Annotated in this window: 17 protein-coding genes; all 17 read left to right on the top strand. The window is 43.8% G+C overall.

From position 1 onward, the window contains the following. The first annotated feature begins 143 nt into the window (after positions 1 to 143). The gene (locus ACFP56_RS09125; protein WP_379233574.1) at positions 144 to 419 is read left to right on the top strand and encodes a DUF2277 domain-containing protein; all 276 of its coding nucleotides are present in this window, start codon (positions 144 to 146) and stop codon (positions 417 to 419) included. A gap of 9 nt (positions 420 to 428) precedes the next feature. Then, positions 429 to 509, top strand: a complete 81-nt coding sequence (locus ACFP56_RS09120; protein ID WP_379234649.1) for a GMP synthase (glutamine-hydrolyzing) — start codon at positions 429 to 431, stop codon at positions 507 to 509. A gap of 179 nt (positions 510 to 688) precedes the next feature. Then, on the top strand, positions 689 to 853 hold the full coding sequence (locus ACFP56_RS09115) for a DUF3934 family protein (protein ID WP_379233572.1): 165 nt from the start codon (positions 689 to 691) through the stop codon (positions 851 to 853). A gap of 286 nt (positions 854 to 1139) precedes the next feature. Next, positions 1140 to 2171, top strand: a complete 1032-nt coding sequence (locus tag ACFP56_RS09110; RefSeq protein WP_379233570.1) for a leucine-rich repeat domain-containing protein — start codon at positions 1140 to 1142, stop codon at positions 2169 to 2171. Positions 2172 to 2205: 34 nt separating this feature from the next. Beyond that, complete coding sequence (locus ACFP56_RS09105) at positions 2206 to 2835, top strand: alpha/beta fold hydrolase (protein WP_379233568.1); 630 nt, start codon at positions 2206 to 2208, stop codon at positions 2833 to 2835. A gap of 15 nt (positions 2836 to 2850) precedes the next feature. Beyond that, positions 2851 to 3375: a GNAT family N-acetyltransferase gene (locus tag ACFP56_RS09100; protein ID WP_379233565.1), complete on the top strand. Its 525-nt coding sequence runs from the start codon at positions 2851 to 2853 to the stop codon at positions 3373 to 3375. A gap of 255 nt (positions 3376 to 3630) precedes the next feature. Then, entirely contained in the window at positions 3631 to 4644 is a 1014-nt protein-coding gene (locus ACFP56_RS09095; protein WP_379233563.1) for a glycoside hydrolase family 130 protein, read from the top strand. Positions 4645 to 4960: 316 nt separating this feature from the next. After that, complete coding sequence (locus ACFP56_RS09090) at positions 4961 to 6286, top strand: extracellular solute-binding protein (RefSeq protein ID WP_379233561.1); 1326 nt, start codon at positions 4961 to 4963, stop codon at positions 6284 to 6286. A 372-nt stretch (positions 6287 to 6658) separates the two neighbouring features. Next, positions 6659 to 7531, top strand: a complete 873-nt coding sequence (locus tag ACFP56_RS09085; protein ID WP_379233559.1) for a carbohydrate ABC transporter permease — start codon at positions 6659 to 6661, stop codon at positions 7529 to 7531. A gap of 16 nt (positions 7532 to 7547) precedes the next feature. Continuing rightward, entirely contained in the window at positions 7548 to 8378 is an 831-nt protein-coding gene (locus ACFP56_RS09080) for a carbohydrate ABC transporter permease (RefSeq protein WP_379233556.1), read from the top strand. Positions 8379 to 9081: 703 nt separating this feature from the next. Further along, complete coding sequence (locus tag ACFP56_RS09075) at positions 9082 to 10860, top strand: sensor histidine kinase (protein ID WP_379233554.1); 1779 nt, start codon at positions 9082 to 9084, stop codon at positions 10858 to 10860. A 5-nt stretch (positions 10861 to 10865) separates the two neighbouring features. Then, positions 10866 to 12470 carry a response regulator transcription factor gene (locus ACFP56_RS21780; RefSeq protein ID WP_449290044.1) on the top strand — a complete coding sequence of 535 codons (1605 nt, stop codon included), beginning with the start codon at positions 10866 to 10868 and terminating at the stop codon, positions 12468 to 12470. A 55-nt stretch (positions 12471 to 12525) separates the two neighbouring features. Continuing rightward, entirely contained in the window at positions 12526 to 14838 is a 2313-nt protein-coding gene (locus ACFP56_RS09060; protein WP_379233552.1) for a glycoside hydrolase family 3 C-terminal domain-containing protein, read from the top strand. An 83-nt stretch (positions 14839 to 14921) separates the two neighbouring features. Next, positions 14922 to 16016 (top strand): amidohydrolase/deacetylase family metallohydrolase, encoded by a 1095-nt coding sequence (locus ACFP56_RS09055; protein ID WP_379233550.1) that lies wholly within the window; start codon positions 14922 to 14924, stop codon positions 16014 to 16016. Beyond that, entirely contained in the window at positions 15994 to 17094 is a 1101-nt protein-coding gene (locus ACFP56_RS09050; RefSeq protein WP_379233548.1) for a DgaE family pyridoxal phosphate-dependent ammonia lyase, read from the top strand. Before ACFP56_RS09055 ends, ACFP56_RS09050 begins: the two co-directional genes overlap by 23 nt. Beyond that, on the top strand, positions 17091 to 17846 hold the full coding sequence (dagF, locus tag ACFP56_RS09045) for a 2-dehydro-3-deoxy-phosphogluconate aldolase (protein WP_379233545.1): 756 nt from the start codon (positions 17091 to 17093) through the stop codon (positions 17844 to 17846). Before ACFP56_RS09050 ends, dagF begins: the two co-directional genes overlap by 4 nt. Continuing rightward, positions 17839 to 18852: a sugar kinase gene (locus ACFP56_RS09040; protein WP_379233543.1), complete on the top strand. Its 1014-nt coding sequence runs from the start codon at positions 17839 to 17841 to the stop codon at positions 18850 to 18852. The genes dagF and ACFP56_RS09040 overlap by 8 nt, the downstream gene beginning before the upstream one ends. Positions 18853 to 19337: the final 485 nt, after the last annotated feature.

Raw genomic sequence — 19337 nt, 5'->3', positions numbered from 1 at the left:
ATACAAAACAAGACAATTGATGTCCTTCTCTAAGATTAATTCATATTGTGAGAGCTGTGTGGCTTTTGTGACAGGAATAAGTTCTAGCTAAGGCTAGTACAGCGTAGTAAAATATTAATAAGAAAAGGTAAAGGGAGATCGTTATGTGCCGAAATATTAAGACGCTATTCAACTTTGCTCCGCCCGCTACCGAGGAAGAAATCGAGGCAGCGGCTCTCCAGTATGTGAGAAAGATATCGGGTTTTAACAAACCATCAAAGGCAAACGAGGAAGCGTTCAATCGAGCCGTTTATGAAATTCAGCTCATATCCAAAAATTTATTGGATGCGCTAGAGACTAAAGCGGAGCCACGCAATCGAGAGATTGAAATTGAACGTGCCCGAATCAGATCAGCGAAAAGGTTTGGGATCAGTGAATAAGATGTATGGATGGGTAACTTCTTGTACAACATTAAACGTATCGTGTATGACATAACGTCTAAGCCAACAGCAACGATTGAGTGGGAGTGACAGATCTGATCAAAACGGTTTAAACATAAGATAATGTAAAATAAAACTACTTCTCTTTACGGTGTGATTTACATACGGTAAAGAGGAGTTTTTGTCTATAAGAGCATGTATAATTGATCAATTTGACACGAATGCTATGATAATACATAGGACATTCAAAATGATAACGGAGTGATCGATTGAGCAAAGGAAAAGGCGGTACAGGTAGAGGTACAGGGAAAAAAGGATGGAATCGTTGGCAAGCAGCAGAACGTAGAGCTGCTAATTCTCCTAAGCCGTACAAGACTAGAGAGAGTAAAAACAAAGCATCAGCTGCTAAACAGGGAACTGCACGGTCTAAATAATATACTAGTTGTGATACCTTACATGAAGCCAAAACTGACTGCAACGAGATTGTGGAAGTACTTTACCAAACCTAACGTTCAAAATACTCTCTTTTATTTGCGTAAAACGCAAATAAAGAGAGTATTTTTATGGCTAAAAGTGCTGTATGATTCCTCTCAGTCAACAGGGCTCATGAGCTATATGAAACATACAAAAAATTAACAATAAAAATCAGCAAGAGACATACCAAATTATGGCATTACCTAAACGTGTCGTATATACTTGGAAAGGAAGGGAGAGAAGCGAATGAGAATGTATACTGATCCCAGAGGAAAAGCGTATAAGCAAGTCATTGATCTAGCGATACAGAATTCGGAATGTTTTGTGCTTCGGAGCCACAACATCTCAGCTGATTGCTTGCCAGCTGAATACAGAAGTGTATTACAAGCACTAGAGCCCTACTTGCTTCGAACTGTCACAGTCAATGATGGTGACTATGACGGAATTACTGAATTAAGCGATACGTACCATAGTCAGGCTTTTTATACCGAAGGGAAATATTTGTTTTATCGATGCTGTGAAGAAAGCGGAGAGGTCCTGAAGCGAGTGGCCAATCGTTTATCAGACTGGATTCGTAAACTGCCAGAAGATCTGTGCTTCATAAAAGAAGGTGGCGGAGACTACCTTATTTCAGTTGTACATGAACATATATACATTTTGTGTGTCACGAATGAGGAAGCGACAGAATTAATGGAGCAGATAACCGGTCTTTTCTTGGACATAGAGGCTCATCGTGATTTAGATCGTCTATTGGATGATGCCGTTAAACATAAGACTGACTGGCTATATATTAGTGGTCATGAAATATCTGAGCTCCCTGATCGAATTAGAGAGCTGACAGAATTACGTTATCTTGCAGTTTTTGAACAGGATCTTTATCGTCTGCCCGAAGGTTTGTTTGAGCTGAGCAAGCTGGAGCATTTGGATATTATGACCGCTGATCTGGAGCGTATACCTGCGTCCATAAGCAAGCTGAAAAATCTTAAAATACTCTCCATCAGGTGCGGAAGCTCGGATCGCACTGGTTTCAAGGTTAAGCCAATAGACGAAATTAGCTTGAATTACATACCACCAGAAATCGGAGAGCTGGAGCAGCTCGAACGGCTTACCATTCAATATACCTCAATAAAAGAGATTCCGCCAGGGCTAGAGAAGCTGCAAAGACTGAAAGTACTAGAGTTACGGTCATGTAAGATCGATCGAGAGCCTGCTTTCCTTAAAAACATGAAAGAGCTAAAATACATTGACGTCGCACAGAAGTGGTTATGGGAAAGTTAATCGGTTCAGGTATTAAGGTAAGGGGGACGTGAGGTTGAAAACGATATACTTACTACAAGGTCTTGGACAAACAACACAGGATTGGAACGAAGTGATCAATCATCTTCCGCCCGATTACAACGTACGATTGATTGATTCCTTTCAAATCGGATTCGTTAATGAATCCTATTCCCTTGAACAGGCTGCTCATGTATTGGAGAAAGAGATAGAAAAAGATGAAGAAGGTCATAAGATCGTATGTGGCTTGTCGTTAGGAGCAGTTATTGCTGCTCAACACGCACTAATGTATCCGAGTAAAGAGGTGAAATATATTCTCAGTTCATTTCATCCAAGTCCCCCCAAGGCGATTATGGCACTTCAAACACTAGTCTTCACTATTTTCTGGCGATTAATCCGTTCTGAATTAGGTGTAGATAAGGATAAGCAGCAAGTTCTATCCGTGCTGAAAAGCGTAAAGGAAAGAGATTTCTCGCAAGATCTGCTACACTTACAGCAAGTACGATTACTGCTTGTAGGAGAAAAAGACGCTATACATGTCAAAGCAGCTAAGTTTATCGGACAGAGGTTCCCTAACAGTGAAATAAAAATCATCCAAAACGCAGGACATGAAATAAATGAGGATCAACCTATAGCATTGGCAAATGAAATAATCAACTTAGACTAGGGGGAAGCAGCATTCATGGAACTAAAAACAGCACGGTTGGTACTACGGCCATTTATCAAGGAAGATTATGAAGCAGTATTCGATATTTACAAAAATGTAGACACCTGCAAATACCTGCTTCATGATGCTTGGACCGATGAAAATGCTGAAGAAGAATTTGAAAAAAAGCTGAAAAACAATGAGCTAACGGAAAAACAAGTTTTAAATTTGGCTGTTACGCTAGAAGGTTATGTCATTGGCGACATCTCTGTATGGTATACAGGAATGAAGGATTCCGTAGAAATTGGCTATAGTTTCCTGTCCACATCATCAAGAAAAGGGTATGCAACGGAAGCGGTGAAAGCCACCGTGAATTGGTTATTTACTGAGCGAAATGTTCATCGAATTCAAGCTAATTTAGATGCCAGGAATCATGCGTCTTCGCAACTTTGTGAAAGAGTTGGAATGAGGAAAGAGGCCCACTTTATTCAAGACTTTTGGAATAAAGGTGAGTGGACAGATAGTTTTGTATATGGAATGCTCCAAGCAGATATGGTTTAAGGATATATAGAAGTAGCCGGTTAGTTTATTTTAGCCGGCTACTTCTTTTTATATAGCATGATTTTTATGTCATATTCATGTTAGGTAATTGGTAAACATTTGAATAATATAGAAAAACCATAAAATGTAAACGGATACAATGCATAAATTACTAGAAAATTGGATGTAATCGAAGTTTTTTCGGATATAAATGCGGGAAGTGGCGTTATATAATTTAACTCATAAGTCAATTACATCTTGTCAGGAGGTTCGCGAATGCAAATTACGAGACACCCCCAGAACCCGATTGTAGTGCCTGGATTGTTTGAATGGCGCAAGGCGACGGTATTTAATCCTGCCGTTATTATCGATAATGGGAAATTTTATATGATTGAGCGTACAGCAGGTTCGCTAACACCATGCAAAAACTTTTTAGGTTTACTTGAGAGTGAGGATGGCGTTAATTTTACCCATGTAAAGGATGAACCGATTGTAACGCCAGATATGCTAGGTTTCCCTTACGGAAGTGTGCAGGACCCTCGTATTGTGAAAATAGACGATACATTCTATCTGAACTATGCGCTTCGTCCTTGTGCGATGAATTATTATCCGACAGGAACTGGTCTGCCAGAACGCTCGATTCCTCAGTATCCTGATGGCTGGGGGGATGACCCGCAGCATTGGTTGACACGCTCAGGAATTTTGACATCTAAGGATTTGTTGAACTGGGAATACTTGTGTGATACGACGCCTCTGGATATTAATGACCGAGACAATATTTTGTTCCCAGAGAAAATTAATGGCAAATATGTCTTGCTAAGACGCCCTGAAGAGTATGTTGGCCCTGAATACGGAACGGAAAAAGCAGCGATGTGGATTACGTATTCAGATGATCTTATCCATTGGGAAGAGCCGAAGCTATTAGCAAAAGCTGGTCCTGAACCTTGGGAGCAAAAGAAAATTGGTGGCTCGACACCGCCTGTTAAAACGGATAAAGGCTGGTTAGTATTGTACCACGGTGTTGACTATGATAGTGTATATCGAGTTGGCGCGCTCCTGCTTGATCTTGAAAATCCTGAAAAAATTATAGCAAGAACGAACAACTTTATAATGGAGCCAGTGCCTTATTATGAAAAGTTTGGTTATCAAGTACCAAATGTTATTTTCCCGACAGGTAATGTTGTAAAGGATGGTTTGTTGTACATCTACTATGGTGTTACAGATACGGCTATTGCACTTGCGACAGTGCCATTAGATGAGCTGGTTAATTATATTCTTGCAGGAAATTAATGCTATATGAAGGTGTTGGGTTGCGTAGTGAAGTTGAATAAAATGTACGCGCAATCCAATACTTGAAATAAGCGCAATTATTTAACCAAAATGAAAACGCTTCCGACTAAATGGTTAAAATTTCAAAACTATATACAAGGTCAATTCGATGTTAGTTTACATGACATTAAAGTGGATAAATCTTAATATTATGGATATAATCATGATTTATTCGGATGTTTTTTGCTTTTCTATACGTTTACTATAAATGTATGACATGAATTACTATGCTTTTTGTTAATTGAATGTCACATTTTATATCACAAATTAAGAGGGAGTGGTTGAATTGAAGAAGAAGAACTGGACACGTCTAACATTTGCAACAGTTATGGCTACAGTAATGGTTGTTGTGGCAGCTTGCGGCAATCAGAAAGATTCTGGCACTGAGAACGGCGGTAATCAAGGGAATAACGCATCACAAGAAACGATTACATTAACGATGATGCATCCTTGGACATCACCAAACGTCGATAACGAGGTGTATAAAGCACGTATTGCTTCTTTTGAAGCAGAATTTCCTCATATTAAAATTCAACAAGATGGTGTAGCAGCAGCACAATACAAAACAAAGCTGTTCACATTGGCAACCGCAAACAACTTGGCTGATATTAATGTAACTTGGCCTGGAGCAGACCTTGATCCACTTGTAAAAGGTAATCTGTTAATGCCTCTTAACGATTATATGGATAACTGGAATGGTCTTGTTCTTGAGGATGCATTAGTTGGTTATAGTGCAGATGGCAATCAACTTGCAATTCCAACAAAGCGCAATTTTGTAGACATTATTTATTACAACAAAGAGTATCTGTCACAAGTTGGTTACGATGAATTCCCATCCACGTATGAAGACTTTATTGACATGATCAAGAAGCTTAAAGAAGCTGGCATTACACCTATCTCTCTAGGCAACAAAGAAAAATGGCCGCTTCAATCCTCTTACATGTCTATTATCGGACAACGTTTTGCTGGAGCAGACTTCTTTAACAAAGTTATGGCTGGCGAGGCTGAACTTACTGATCCTCAATTCGTAAAAGCTATTGCTGTTATCGAAGAACTAACGCAACTAGAGGCATTTAACGTAGATGCTAACAACATGGACTCTGTACAAGCACAGGATTACTTGATTCAAGGTAAAGCTGCGATGCATATTTCATCTGCTACTGTTGATGGTCGTATTCGTACAACGAATGAAGAAGGCGACAAATTTGGAATTGCATTGTTCCCAAGTGTACCTGATGGTCTAGGCGATCCTAAAATGGCATCTGGTGTTTCTCAGTTCGGTATCTCTATCAAGAGTGGTCTAGATGAGAAGAAACAAGCTGCTGCGATTGAATTCATGAAGTACTTTGTAAGTGAAGAGCTATACACGGATCTTGCAAAAGCAGGTATTCTAGTTCCTGCGAATGTGGAAATGGGTGACGATATTAGCCCTTATCTGAAAGAAATGTATGAGCTAACAAGTCACGGCAGTTCTCCTGTATTTGATGCAGTTATTAACACGCAGGCTGCTAAAGAATTCGAAAATGGTCTACAAGCAATCACTGTAGGCAGATCTACACCTGAAAAGGTTGCACAGGATGCACAAGCATTAATTGAAAGATAAGCACGAGGTTACAATCAATAACTAAATGGATAACGGTAGACAAACAAGCTGGTATAGGGATGTTCATATACTGGCTTGTTTTCTACAGAGGTAGTTCAAATAGTTGGGCTTTGATAACGACGTAACACATTGAAGTGTAATCGACATCGAATCTTACACGCTAGCGAACGCTTTCGTAGTTTGTTTTCTGCGAAAACATTTGAGCTCACGTAGTTATCTCCTACGCTGCGTTCCTTGTTTTCTACTATCGTGCAAGCTTCTTGGTTCTGAAAGCCCAGCTTTTTGAACCCTGATTTAGAAGAGGTAGTTCAAACAGCTAGATTACGAAACACGCATTAAAAGAAAAACTTTTTGCTTGGAGGAGGATGCCTAATGCATACACTAAGAAAGACCAAGCTGGCCATTTTTATAGGGCTGCTCCCCTCGCTAATTATTTATATTGGCGTTGCTATTGTTCCAATCATACTTTCCCTATACTATTCACTGTTTAATTGGGATGGCATTTCCGCCAAAGTATTTATTGGCTTGGATAATTTTAGTGAAATATTTAAAGATGATATTTTTTGGCTTTCTGTAAAAAATAATGTCATCATCATGCTCACGGGTTTGGTAGGTCAACTGCCACTTGGGCTACTACTTGCACTACTGCTTAACCGCGGATTAAAAGGGAATGGTTTCTTCAGAACGATTGGCTTCCTGCCGGTTGTCATCTCTTCAGTAATGGTTTCCTTGATCTGGGGTATGATTTACAACACAGAGTACGGTTTCCTAAACAGCATACTGGGCGTAATTGGCTTAGAAAGCTGGCAGCGCAACTGGCTCGGTGATCCAGATTTGTCCATGCTTTCGATCAGTGTAGCGTATATCTGGCAAAACTGCGGTTTGTATATGATTATATTCCTGGCTGCGCTGCAAAACATCTCAAGTGAAGTCAATGAAGCAGCAGAGCTTGATGGGGCTACTGGTTTGAAAAAGGTATTCCTTATTACAATTCCAATGATTCGTGCTACGATTCTGGTCACGGTTATATACAGCATAAGTAATTCGTTCCGCGTATTTGATTTGATTCAAATTTTGACGGGCGGAGGTCCTGCTCACCAAACCGAAGTTATGACGATTTATATGTACAATAATGCTTTCTTAAGCAGACAATTCGGCTACGGAAGCGCGGTTTCTATTCTGATTCTGATATTCAGTCTAATCGTGGTCGTGATCGCAAACAGAGTCGGCAGAGAAAAGAATTAGAAAGGAACTGAACACTATGACCAAAAAATCACCGTTATATTATATTTTGGCTTACTCGTTCCTTGGACTGTTTGCCATATTCAACATTATACCGATATTTTATATGATCGTAGGCTCCTTTAAAACGGAGCAGGAGTATGCCGCTAGTCCATTTGCTATGCCTAAGGCGTTTGAGTTTTCGAACTATAGCAAAGCATGGGAAATTGCAAATATGGACGTTTATTTCTTGAATAGCTTAATTATCACCTTCGTATCTTTGATTGTAACGGTTTTATTAGGCGCACTTGCAGCATTTTTCCTATCACGTTTTGAGTTCAAGCTTCGCGGAGCAGTATATGCGATCTTTCTTCTAGGAATGCTTGTTCCGATTCATGCAACATTAATTCCGATCTTTATGATCATGAAGAACTTGAGCTTGCTTGACACTTATTTATCCTTGATTTTGCCGTATACTGCATTCCATCTGTCTCTTACGATATTTATTTTGGAAGGCTTCATGCGTGGTTTTCCGAGGGATCTTGAAGAGTCTGCGGTTATGGACGGGGCTGGTATCTACCGAATTTTCTGGTCGATTATGTTGCCAATTACACGCCCAGCGATTGCAACGGTTGTTATTTTGAACTTCATCTATAACTGGAATGAATACTTGTTCGCCCTTGTATTAATCAGTTCCGAATCACTGAAAACTTTACCGCTTGGTATCGCTAATTTTGTTGGCGTAGAGACGGCTAGCTTGACCTTGCAAATGGCGGCACTTACAATTGCCTTAGTTCCGATCATTATATTCTATCTATTGTTGCAGAAGCAGTTAGTAAATGGGATGGTAGCAGGTGCAGTCAAAGGGTAGAGGATGGTTCAACATCCGACTTTGATGACGATGATTTGCTTCGTAGTCTAGTCGGCGGCGAATCTTGAACGCTACCGAAAACTGCGGTGCTCACGTAGCAATTACCTACGCTGCGCTCCTCGTTTTCTACTAACGTCCAAGCTTCTTGGTCCTGAAAGCCGAAAGTTGAACCTTTCATTGAAAAGGTTGGTTCACCATCCGACTTTGATGACGATGATTTGCTTCGTAGTCTAGTCGGCGGCGAATCTTGAACGCTAGCGAAGGGGTATGCTTTCGATGCATGTTTTCTACGAAAACATTGTAGGTACTCACGTAGCAATTACCTACGCTGCGCTACTCGCTTTCTAGTATCGTGCCATCTTCTTGGTCCTGAAAGCCGAATGCCGAACCTTCTATTGTAGGGGGTGGTTCAACATCCGACTTTGATGACGATGGTTTGCTTCGTAGTCTAGTCGGCGGCGAATCTTGAACGCTAGCGAAGGTTAATGCTTTCGATGCATGTTTTCTACGAAAACATTGTAGGTGCTCACGTAGGCGTGATCTACGCCGCGCTCCTCGTTTTCTACTAACGTCCAAGCTTCTTGGTCCTGAAAGCCGAATGTCGAACCTTCTATTGTAGAGGATGGTTCACCATCCGACTTGCGCTACTCGCTTTCTGCACTGCAAGCTTTTGATCGGGTTATGAGCGAAGGGGATGCATCTAATGCCTGGAAAATTACGAATGTTTAGAAATTTCGGATTAAAACAAATTGCGCTGCTTATTTTTCTGCTGCTCGTAATTTTGCCGACATTGGGCGTAGGTATCCTTGTACAGTCCAGTTATACTAATATTTTGCAGAAACAATATGTTGAATCGACGCTTCGAAATCTTGATGCCGTTGTAAATCAGCTTGAAGAACAATTTTCGATGGTTGAGGATATTGCAGACTATTTAATTTACAACGCAAATCTAAATGCTTATTTGCAATCCAATCCTAATGTTTACAGCGAGTATATAGATAGTCTTCAGGAATCTGTTGAAGGCTTGCTCATTTTTCATATGTTTTCGAAGCCATACATTCAATCGATCACCATCCAAGGCTTGAATGGCAGATTGATCGAAATGGGCGAGCCTGTGTTTGGCGATGAGCGAGAATGGCAGCTTAAAGCCTCTGAAAAAAGAGGGAAAATCGTATGGAGTGAAAGTTATTCGATTAATGGCGGATGGAAAGGGAACATCAATGTCGTATCCTTATTCCGCGTGCTGAATTTGTATAAAGATGTAACGACACCGCTTGGTAATCTCACGATACGACTTGATGAAGACAGCATTGTTAATCTGCTTGAAAATGAACAGTATCGCGAAGAGGGCTTTATCTTCGTGGTTGGTCCCAATGGAGAACAGGTGCTTCAATCAGAGAATGCGCTAGCATCTGAACTAGATCCAAATCATATTCTTGAAGCGATGAACAGCAAAGGCGTCAGAGATATGAGCTTTCGCTCCGAAGGAAAATCCTTTTATACGTTTAATCGTGCGATGGAAGGTACTGACTGGACAATTGTTACTGCTATTCCGCAATCCGTAATTGACCAGCAGCTAGTAGGTGTTCGATGGCTGATGAACACTGTGCTTTTCGGGATATTATTGCTGCTGATTGCGGCTTTAATCGGATTTCAAATTATGATTATCGGCCCAATTCTTCGTTTGAAAAACGAGACGACACGCGTTATGATGGGTGACTTCACTGCACGGGTTCCGGTAAATTCAAACAATGAAATTTCTGATCTTAATCGTAAATTCAATGCGATGGTGGACACGATTCAAGAGCTTATTGACCATAAATACAAAATGGAAATCAGAGAACGGGAGTCAGAGCTTAAACTGCTGCAAAGTCAAGTTGACCCGCATTTTCTGTACAATACGCTGGATACAATACGCTGGACAGCACGACTTGAGAACGCAGACAAGGCCAGTCATCTGATCGAAATGCTGTCACGGTTTTTCCGTTCCAGCATGAATAATGGACAATACGTTACGACCCTGCAGCAGGAGATGGAGTATGTACAATCCTATCTAACCCTGCATCAGGTTCGCCTTGGAACACGGCTTCATTACGCTTTATTTATGGAATATTCACTGGTTGATTTAAAGCTGCCGAAGACGGTTGTTCAACCATTAGTCGAAAATTTCCTCATACACGGCTTTCAAGTGAAATCGAACAATAATTGGATTAAAGTAAATGCTTACCGTAGTGGCGATGAGGTTTGGATTGATGTTCGCGACAACGGTAAAGGAATCGAGCCACAGCGCTTGAGTCAAATAGAAGCGAAGCTTAAGAGCAGGCAGCAGCCATCAGATAAAATCGGAGCATTGCAAAATATTAATGAACGCTTAACGATCTTTTTCGGTTCTGGTGCTGGGCTTGAGATAGTGTCCAATCAAGGACAAGGCACATTTGTCAGAGTGAAAATTCCTTATCTCAACTCTAATGGTGGTGAATAACAGCTATGAACAACCATAATAAGTCGCGAAACAGCAACCGTATCATTCGCATGATTATTGTCGATGATGAGCCCATTATATGTGAAGGTTTAAGAATGACGATTGAGTGGTCTCAGTTAGGTATCGAAATCGTGGATGTAGCCTATGATGGCGAGCAAGCTCTGCAAATCGTTCAGTCTGAGCCGATTGATATCGTACTGTCGGACATTCGTATGGATGGCATGGATGGTCTCGAGCTGGCACAACAAATTAGAACGCTTTATCCCGAAATCAACTTCGTCATGATTAGCGGCTATGAAGATTTCGAATATGCACGCCGTGCGATGAGAATTGGCGTCAGTGATTATTTGCTTAAACCAGTAAATATTGATGAGCTCAAGGCAGTTGTAAGCAATATTGCAGCTCGTATTCATGAACATGAGGATAATGGTTCCAAAGAAGAGGATGTCTTATGGCTCTTGAACGCTATTCATAACAAAGCTGAACATGCTGAGTCGATACCATTGAGACGCTGTAATGGAGTGGGTGGCTCATATCGTGTTATCGCAAGCCAATTAGCGGACTATGAACAGTTCTTCGGCGATAAGTCTGCTGAAGAAATTAGAGACCTGCAAGAAGATTGGAAGAATACGCTTCAAGCTTGTATACATTCTGCGGGTTTGTCTACTATTTTTGCTTTTTCACATCCCAACTTGCTGTATACATTTGTTCATGATTCAGGAAATAGCATGACCGAGCAACAATGGGATTCATTAGCAGGACAAGCCATCGCAAATTGGCATCGCGAAAGCAAGATCGTGATCGCGATTTCAGCAACGTATACTGAAACGGAAAATACGTCAGAGGCTTGCGAGCGTGCAAAGCAACTGCTTTTCTATTCTGTTCTACAGTCAGATACAATTCTGACAGAACAACTGTGCAAGGAACTGGAAATTGAAAGAAAAGTATATCGCAGCTATGCACCGTCTGGAGACTGGGCAAGTAAATTAAGCAGCTGCTTGTATCGTCAGGAATGGCAAGAATCTGAAGCCATGCTAAAAGCGTTTTTAGCGGAAATGAGACAGAATCGCCTATTATTGCCTGAGATGTTAAGTATATATGAGGAACAGATGGCGCTTCTTCGCCAGCGTTTGCGCTCGAATGCGCTTCATATAGACCAAGCGAATGAACGAAAGCACCCCATTGATCTGCATCATTACAATTCTTATGAAGCAATAGAGCATCAGCTGCTGGAGGAATTGCATGACTTGCTCGAAGCCGTTGGTAATCAATCTGTAAACAAATCGTACTGGATTGTTGAAAAGGCGATGAAGTATATTGCGGAGCATTACAGTGAGGATATGAAGGCTTCAGAGGTTGCGGAATGGTTGAATATTACACCGAATCACTTTAGTTATATTTTCAAGCAAAACACAGGGAAAAACTTTAAAGAATATATGAATGACGTACGTATCGGTCATGCACAGCGACTGCTCGCAACGACAAATGACAAAGTGTTCGAAATTGCAGATCGGGTCGGCTATAAGGAATACAAATATTTCGTATCCGTATTCAAATCAGTAACAGGCATGACGCCAAAGGAATATCGAGCGATAAAAGCTAGCATATAAATGTCACGAGAAACTATTAAGCTCTAATGACAGAGCTCACGTAGGGAGTGGTGAAATGGTTGCCGACTATATGAACGCCGAGCTTCCAGTTGAACAGCGAGTAGAAGACCTATTGTCACGTATGACGCTAAAGGAAAAAGTCGGTCAGCTAAATCAACATATGTACGGCTGGGACGCCTACCAGCGTGAAGGTCAGGATATCGAGCTTACGGACAAGTTTAAGGAGCAGGTTGCTTTCGGTGAAGGGATGGGAGCGCTGTATGGTTTATTCCGAGCCGATCCCTGGTCAGCCGTGACGCATGATAATGGAATCCCGACCAGATTGAATGGAAAGGTAGCGAACGCTATTCAAAGGTACGTGCGCGAGCATACACGTCTCGGCATCCCTGTATTGCTGTCAGAAGAATGCCCGCACGGCCATCAGGCGCTGGATTCGACACTATTGCCAGTTAATTTGGCGGTAGGCTCGACCTGGAATCCTGAATTGGCTGAGCGGGCTTATTCCTATGTAGCAGCAGAAATTCGTGGGCGCGGGGGACATCTTGGCTTAGTCTCAGCCTTGGATATTTTGCTTGAGCCGCGCTGGGGCAGGGCAGAGGAATGCTACGGAGAAGATCCGTTTCTCGCAGCTCAATTTGCCAAGGCAGTAGTAAAAGGTCTGCAAGGAAATGGAGACAAGGAGCTTCTGTCCAATAACAAAGTAGTTGCGGTGCTTAAGCATCTATGCGCGCAAGGTGCTGCGCAAGGTGGTCATAACGCGGGCCCAGCGAATATCGGAGAACGAGAGCTTCGTGAGATCCACTTGCCTGCTGCATATGCTGGCGTTGCTGCTGGAGCCAAAGGGCTGATGGCGGCTTACAACGAAATTGATGGAGTGCCATGTCACGCCAATTCAAAACTTCTTCAAAACATATTGCGCGAGGAATGGCAGTTTGTAGGAATGGTTATGGCAGATGGTTGTGCAGTCGACAGGTTGATTGCACTTACTGGCAATTATGAGGCGGCAGCAGCACTAGCATTAAAGGCTGGTGTAGATATTAGCCTTTGGGATACAGCATTTACGACACTAGAGAAAGCAGTCGAGCAAGGATTAGTCGAGATCGAAACGGTGGATCGTTCAGTACGCCGAGTACTGAAGCTCAAGTTTGAGCTTGGATTATTCGATCAGCCTTATGTGGAGGAATCTCTATCCGCTACAGTAGTTGGAACAGAGCAGGCCAAAGCGATGAATTTACAGCTGGCTCGTGAATCAGCAATACTATTGCGCAATGAAAATCAAATACTGCCTTTATCGGCTTCACCGCGACGTATTGCAGTGATCGGTCCTAATGCTGATCATGTCTATAATCAGCTGGGCGATTATACAAGCATTCAGCTTCCTGGAACATGTACAACTGTACTGCAAGGGATTCGTAAAATGGCTCCTGCTAGCTCAGCGGTGACGTATGCACGAGGCTGCGGCATTCGAGATATGCGAGAGGATGGATTCGCAGAAGCAGTAGAAGCAGCCGCACAATCCGACGTTGCCGTACTGGTGCTGGGCGGAAGCAGTGCACGTGATTTTGGAGATCAATTTGATCAGAACGGCGCTATTATAATGGGAGCTGATCATGCAGGTGAGATGGATTGCGGAGAGGGCGTTGATCTCGCTGATTTAAGGCTTGGAGGCGTCCAAGAGAAGCTGGTAGAGCAAATAGCTGCAACAGGCACACCTATTATTGCGATCGTGATATCTGGCAGACCGCTTGCTCTTGAATCGATCGAGCGTCATTGTGCAGGTCTGATATGCGCCTGGTATCCTGGTCCTGAAGGTGGCAATGCGCTAGCTGAGATGTTGTTTGGTCAAGTAAACCCGAGCGGTAAGCTTTCAGTTTCCATGCCTCGTTCATCAAGCCAGCTGCCAATCTATTATAATCAGAAAAATCAAGGAAGACGCAGACCGTATGTCGATATGTCGGAGCAGCCTTTGTATCCTTTCGGCTATGGTCTTAGCTATACCGAGTTTTCCTATGAGCTGGAATCTCTGTCTGTTGAGCAGATAGCTTCGCTGGAGCTGGAGCACGGAGCCAGTATAAAGCTTTCAGTTAAAGTGACAAATACGGGGGAGCGTCTAGGAGCCGAAACGGTGCAGCTGTACATTCAGGCTTCTGGTTCTCCGATCACCCGCAGAATACGAGAGTTGAAGGGCTTCAAAAAGGTCGAACTGCGGCCTGGAGAGGCTAAAACGATAGAGTTTGAGCTTGGTAGAGAAGAAGTAGCGATATGGAACCAGGACATGCGATTCCGAGTGGAGCCTTGTGAGCTGACAGTTTTTGTTGGTGGAAGCTCATTAGCTCCTGAGGTGTGTCGAGTTCAGATTAGTTTATAGCTGCCAATATAAAGATCAAATTTGATCCATTAAGTTGAAATAGAAGCTTTATATAGATCGTTCAAGGATTGGAGGAAAGGCCTATGTCATGGGTGCTGCAAAATGTAACGCTGCTTGATGGAGCTATGGTGGATATCGTGATTGCAGACGGCAAAATATCCGAGCTGACTCCTCCTGGACAGGGGAAAGCTGCTCGTACAATAGATGGCTCAGGGCTTATGGCATCGTCAGGCTGGATTGATCTGCATGTGCATGCAGTGTCGGAGCTCGCGCCTTATGGCGATGATATTGATGAGATCGGCATTAAGCTGGGAGTCACAACCATTGTAGATGCTGGCAGCTGCGGAGCTGATAGAATCGATGCCTTTTATGCGAAAGCAGTTGAAGCGAAGACACGCGTGTTATCATTTTTGAATATTTCGCATATTGGACTAGAGCGCATTGATGAGCTGTCAGATATGGCATGGCTCGATGAACAAAAGCTAAGCCAAGCTCTTCATCAGCATGCAGATTTTATTGTAGGGCTGAAAGCGAGAATTAGCCGAAGCGTTGTTAAGGAGCAAGGGCTTGCGCCGCTTAGACGAGCTCGTCAATGGTCCGACCGTTATAAGCTTCCGCTTATGGTTCACATCGGTTCAGGACCGCCAGCGATTGCAGATGTGATCGATCTGCTGCAGCAAGGAGATATGATCACACATTTTCTAAACGGCAAGGCGAATAATTTGTTCGATCAAGAGGGACAGCCTATACCAGCTTTGCTTGAGGCGTTGGACCGCGGTGTACACCTCGATGTTGGACACGGAACGGCGAGCTTCTCTTTTGAAGTAGCGGAAAAGGCAAAAGCAGCGGGCATACATCCGCATACAATCAGCACAGATATATATCGCAATAATAGATTGAATGGTCCAGTGTACAGCCTGGCAGATACGATGAGCAAATTTTTGCTATTGGGTTATAGTCTTCAGGAGGTAGTCTCAATGGTAACGAGCCGTGCTGCCGCAAGGATAGGACGGCCTGAGCTGGGAAGCATTACGGTTGGTGCGCCAGCGGATTTGACACTGTTTGAGGTGGTATCCGGTGAGAAGCAGCTGGTAGATTCTGAAGGACAAGAACGAGTTGCAACTGAATTTATTAATGTACAAGGAGTGGTAGCAGGTGGCACATACCATGCATGCTAAATACGGTCTGAAGCGCGTCGTGAATGCAAGCGGCAGAATGAGCATTTTAGGTGTATCCGCGCCAACGGATACGGTAATGGAGGCAGTTAAGCAAGGTGGGCAGAAATATGTAGAAATGGCGGATTTGGTTGTCAAGTCCGGTGAGCATATTGCCCGTTTGCTAGGTGCAGAGGGTGCAGTAGCGGTCAATTCTGCTTCAAGTGGAATTGCGATGTCTGTCGCTGCTATGGTGACGAAAGGTCAGCAGAGAGCGAGTCTTCGCTTGCATCAGGACCCTATCTATGTCAATGAGATCATCATGTTCAAAGGACATAATGTGCAGTACGGCGCTCCTGTTGAAACGATGGTTGCACTTGGCGGAGGGCGCTTGATCGAGGTTGGCTACGCCAATGAAGGCAGAACGGAGCATATTGAGGAAGCAATTGGGGAGCGCACGGCAGCGATTTTGTTCGTGAAATCGCACCATTGTGTACAGAAAAATATGGCTAGCGTAGAAGAAGTAAGCGAGCTTGCAAGACGCCATCGCATCCCGCTAATTGTAGATGCTGCTGCTGAAGAGGATTTGCAGAAATATGTTCGCTATGCGGATCTAGCCATTTACAGTGGCTCGAAGGCCATTGAAGGTCCAACTGCAGGCATTGTGGCAGGCAAGCTGCCATACACTGATTGGGTAAGAACGCAGCTGCACGGCATCGGACGCAGTATGAAGGTCGGCAAGGAGAGCATTTTTGGCTTGCTGCAAGCACTTGATGAGTACCTCGTCAAGCAGGATAACAGCGAGCAGGAGAAAGCTGCACTGGCTGAGTTAGACAGCTTGTCTGCGCTGCCTGGTGTTGCTGTAAGCATCGTGCAGGATGAAGCAGGTCGTGCGATTTTCCGCAGCCGCATTCGTATTGATGAAAGCAAGGCTGGACTTAATGCGACGCAGGTTAATGATCAGCTGCGTGAGGGCGACATCGCTGTGTATACACGCGACTATGGCGTTAAGCAAGGTTATTTCGATATTGATCCTCGTTCCTTGCAGGGCGACGACATCACAGTAATTGCAAACAGAATACGCGAAATCATTGGAGGATGAGCAATATGAACAAACGTCTATATAAAGGGAAAGCAGCACTGAATGTATTAACCAACTCCATAGCTAATGCCAAGGAAGTATTTGAAGCAGCAGAGGGTCACGTGCTGGTAGGGGTATTATCAAAGTCTTACCCTGATGCGGCAACAGCGGTAGAAGCGATGAAGGAGTACGGCGCAGCAATAGACGATGCCGTTTCTATTGGTCTGGGTGCAGGCGACAATCGTCAAGCTGCAGTTGTTGCCGAAATCGTAAAAGGCTATGCAGGCGCACATATCAATCAAATTTTCCCTGCAGTAGGTGCAACTCGTGCTAATTTGGATGGACGAGACAGCTGGGTGAACAGCCTTGTATCTCCTTGCGGCAAGCCGGGCTACGTGAACATTTCTACGGGTGTAGCAAGCAGTGCTATTGAGGATAAGGCAATTGTTCCAGTTAAGGCGGCTATTGCTTTAGTACGCGACATGGGCGGTAATGCATTGAAATACTACCCTATGGGCGGTCTTAAGCTAGAAGAGGAATATCGCGCAGTGGCGAAAGCCTGCGGCGAGGAAGGATTTGCGCTTGAGCCGACTGGTGGGATTGATCTGGACAATTTTGAAGCGATCGTTGAAATCGCGCTACAGGCCGGCGTACCGCAAGTTATTCCGCATGTGTACACCTCGATTATCGATTCTGCGACAGGAGCAACAAGAGTTTCTGATGTAGTCAAGCTGTATACGTCGCTTAAAGCATTGGTTGATCGTTATGAGTAAAGTAGCCGCTTTCGGAGAAGTTATGATGCGGCTTGAAGTGCCGCGCTATGCAACGTTGTCGCAGAGCAATAGTTTGAACTATTCCTTCTCTGGAACGGGAGTTAATGTCGTATCTGCTTTGGCTCGCTACGGCCATGAGGGGTATCTGCTAAGTGAGCTGCCCGATAATCCGCTTGGCGATGCAGCAATCGCTTATTTGCGCAAGTTAGGAATTGAAACGGATTATATCTCTCGCGGTGGACGATATATTGGCAGCTATTTTCTGGAGCATGGCTTCGGGGCGAGAGCAAGCCGAGTCACCTATACGGATCGCTGGGGAAGCAGCTTTAATACTGCTCAGTTTGACGATGCTGTGTTTGAACGAGCAGCTGCGGATATCGATGCCGTACATTTTTGCGGTATTACGCTTGCCATGAATGATGAGGTCCGTGCCGCGATGAAGCGTCTTGGTCGAGCAGCAAAAAAAGCGGGCAAAACCGTAATTTTTGATTGCAACTACAGACCTTCGCTTTGGGGAGAAGGCAGCTATGAGCTGGCAAAGCCTCATTATGAGGAGATGCTGGAAATCGCAGATATTGTTTTTATGAATGAGCGAGATGCCATTCATATTCTTGGTATGACAGCAAGTGAGAAGGACAGAGCAGGTCAACTACAACAGTTGATTCCCCAGGTTGCACAGCGCTACAAGCTGCAAGCAGTAGCTGGCACACATCGCAAGATCAATGGAGATAATACGCACTCATTGATTGGATATCTATATAAGGAAGGCCAATTCCACTTTTCACGCCAGCTTACCTTCGCAGTTTATGATCGGGTAGGGGCAGGAGACGCATATGCAAGTGGGATTATACACGGCGAGCTGCAGGACGCATCGCCTTTGCACACGGTAGAGTTTGCCGCTGCGGCAGCTATGCTGGCTCATACTGTAGCAGGCGATACGCCGCTCGCGACGGAGGGGGATGTATTAACAGCAATGCAAGGAGAACTTCGCGACGTCTCACGGTAAGGATGCTTAAAAGCTCGACTTTGATGACGATGTATTGCGATGTAGTGGATTCGGCGGCGAATCTTGCACGCTAGCGAAAACTGCGGTGCTCACGTAGTAGTGATCTACGCTGCGCTCCTCGTTTTCTACTAGCGTGCAAGCTTCTTGGTCCTGAAAGCCAAGCATTTAAGCTTCTATTGGAAGAGGATGCTTAAAAGCTCGACTTTGATGACGATGTATTGCGATGTAGCTTAGTCGACGGCGAATATGTCACGCTACCGAAAGCTCCGTTGCTCACGTAGTAGTGATCTACGCTGCGCTACTCGCTTTCTAGTATCGAGCCATCTTCTTGGTCCTGAAAGCCAAGCATTTAAGCTTCTATTGGAAGAGGTTGCTTAAAAGCTCGACTTTGATGACGATGTATTGCGTTGTAGCTTAGTCGACGGCGAATATGTCACGCTACCGAAAGCTCCGTTGCTCACGTAGTAGTGATCTACGCTGCGCTA

The sequence above is a fragment of the Paenibacillus septentrionalis genome (assembly GCF_042659865.1).
Lineage (GTDB): Bacteria > Bacillota > Bacilli > Paenibacillales > Paenibacillaceae > Pristimantibacillus > Pristimantibacillus septentrionalis.
The sequence above is the reverse complement of the archived record's forward strand: the minus strand, read 5'-3'. Positions and strand labels throughout refer to the sequence as shown.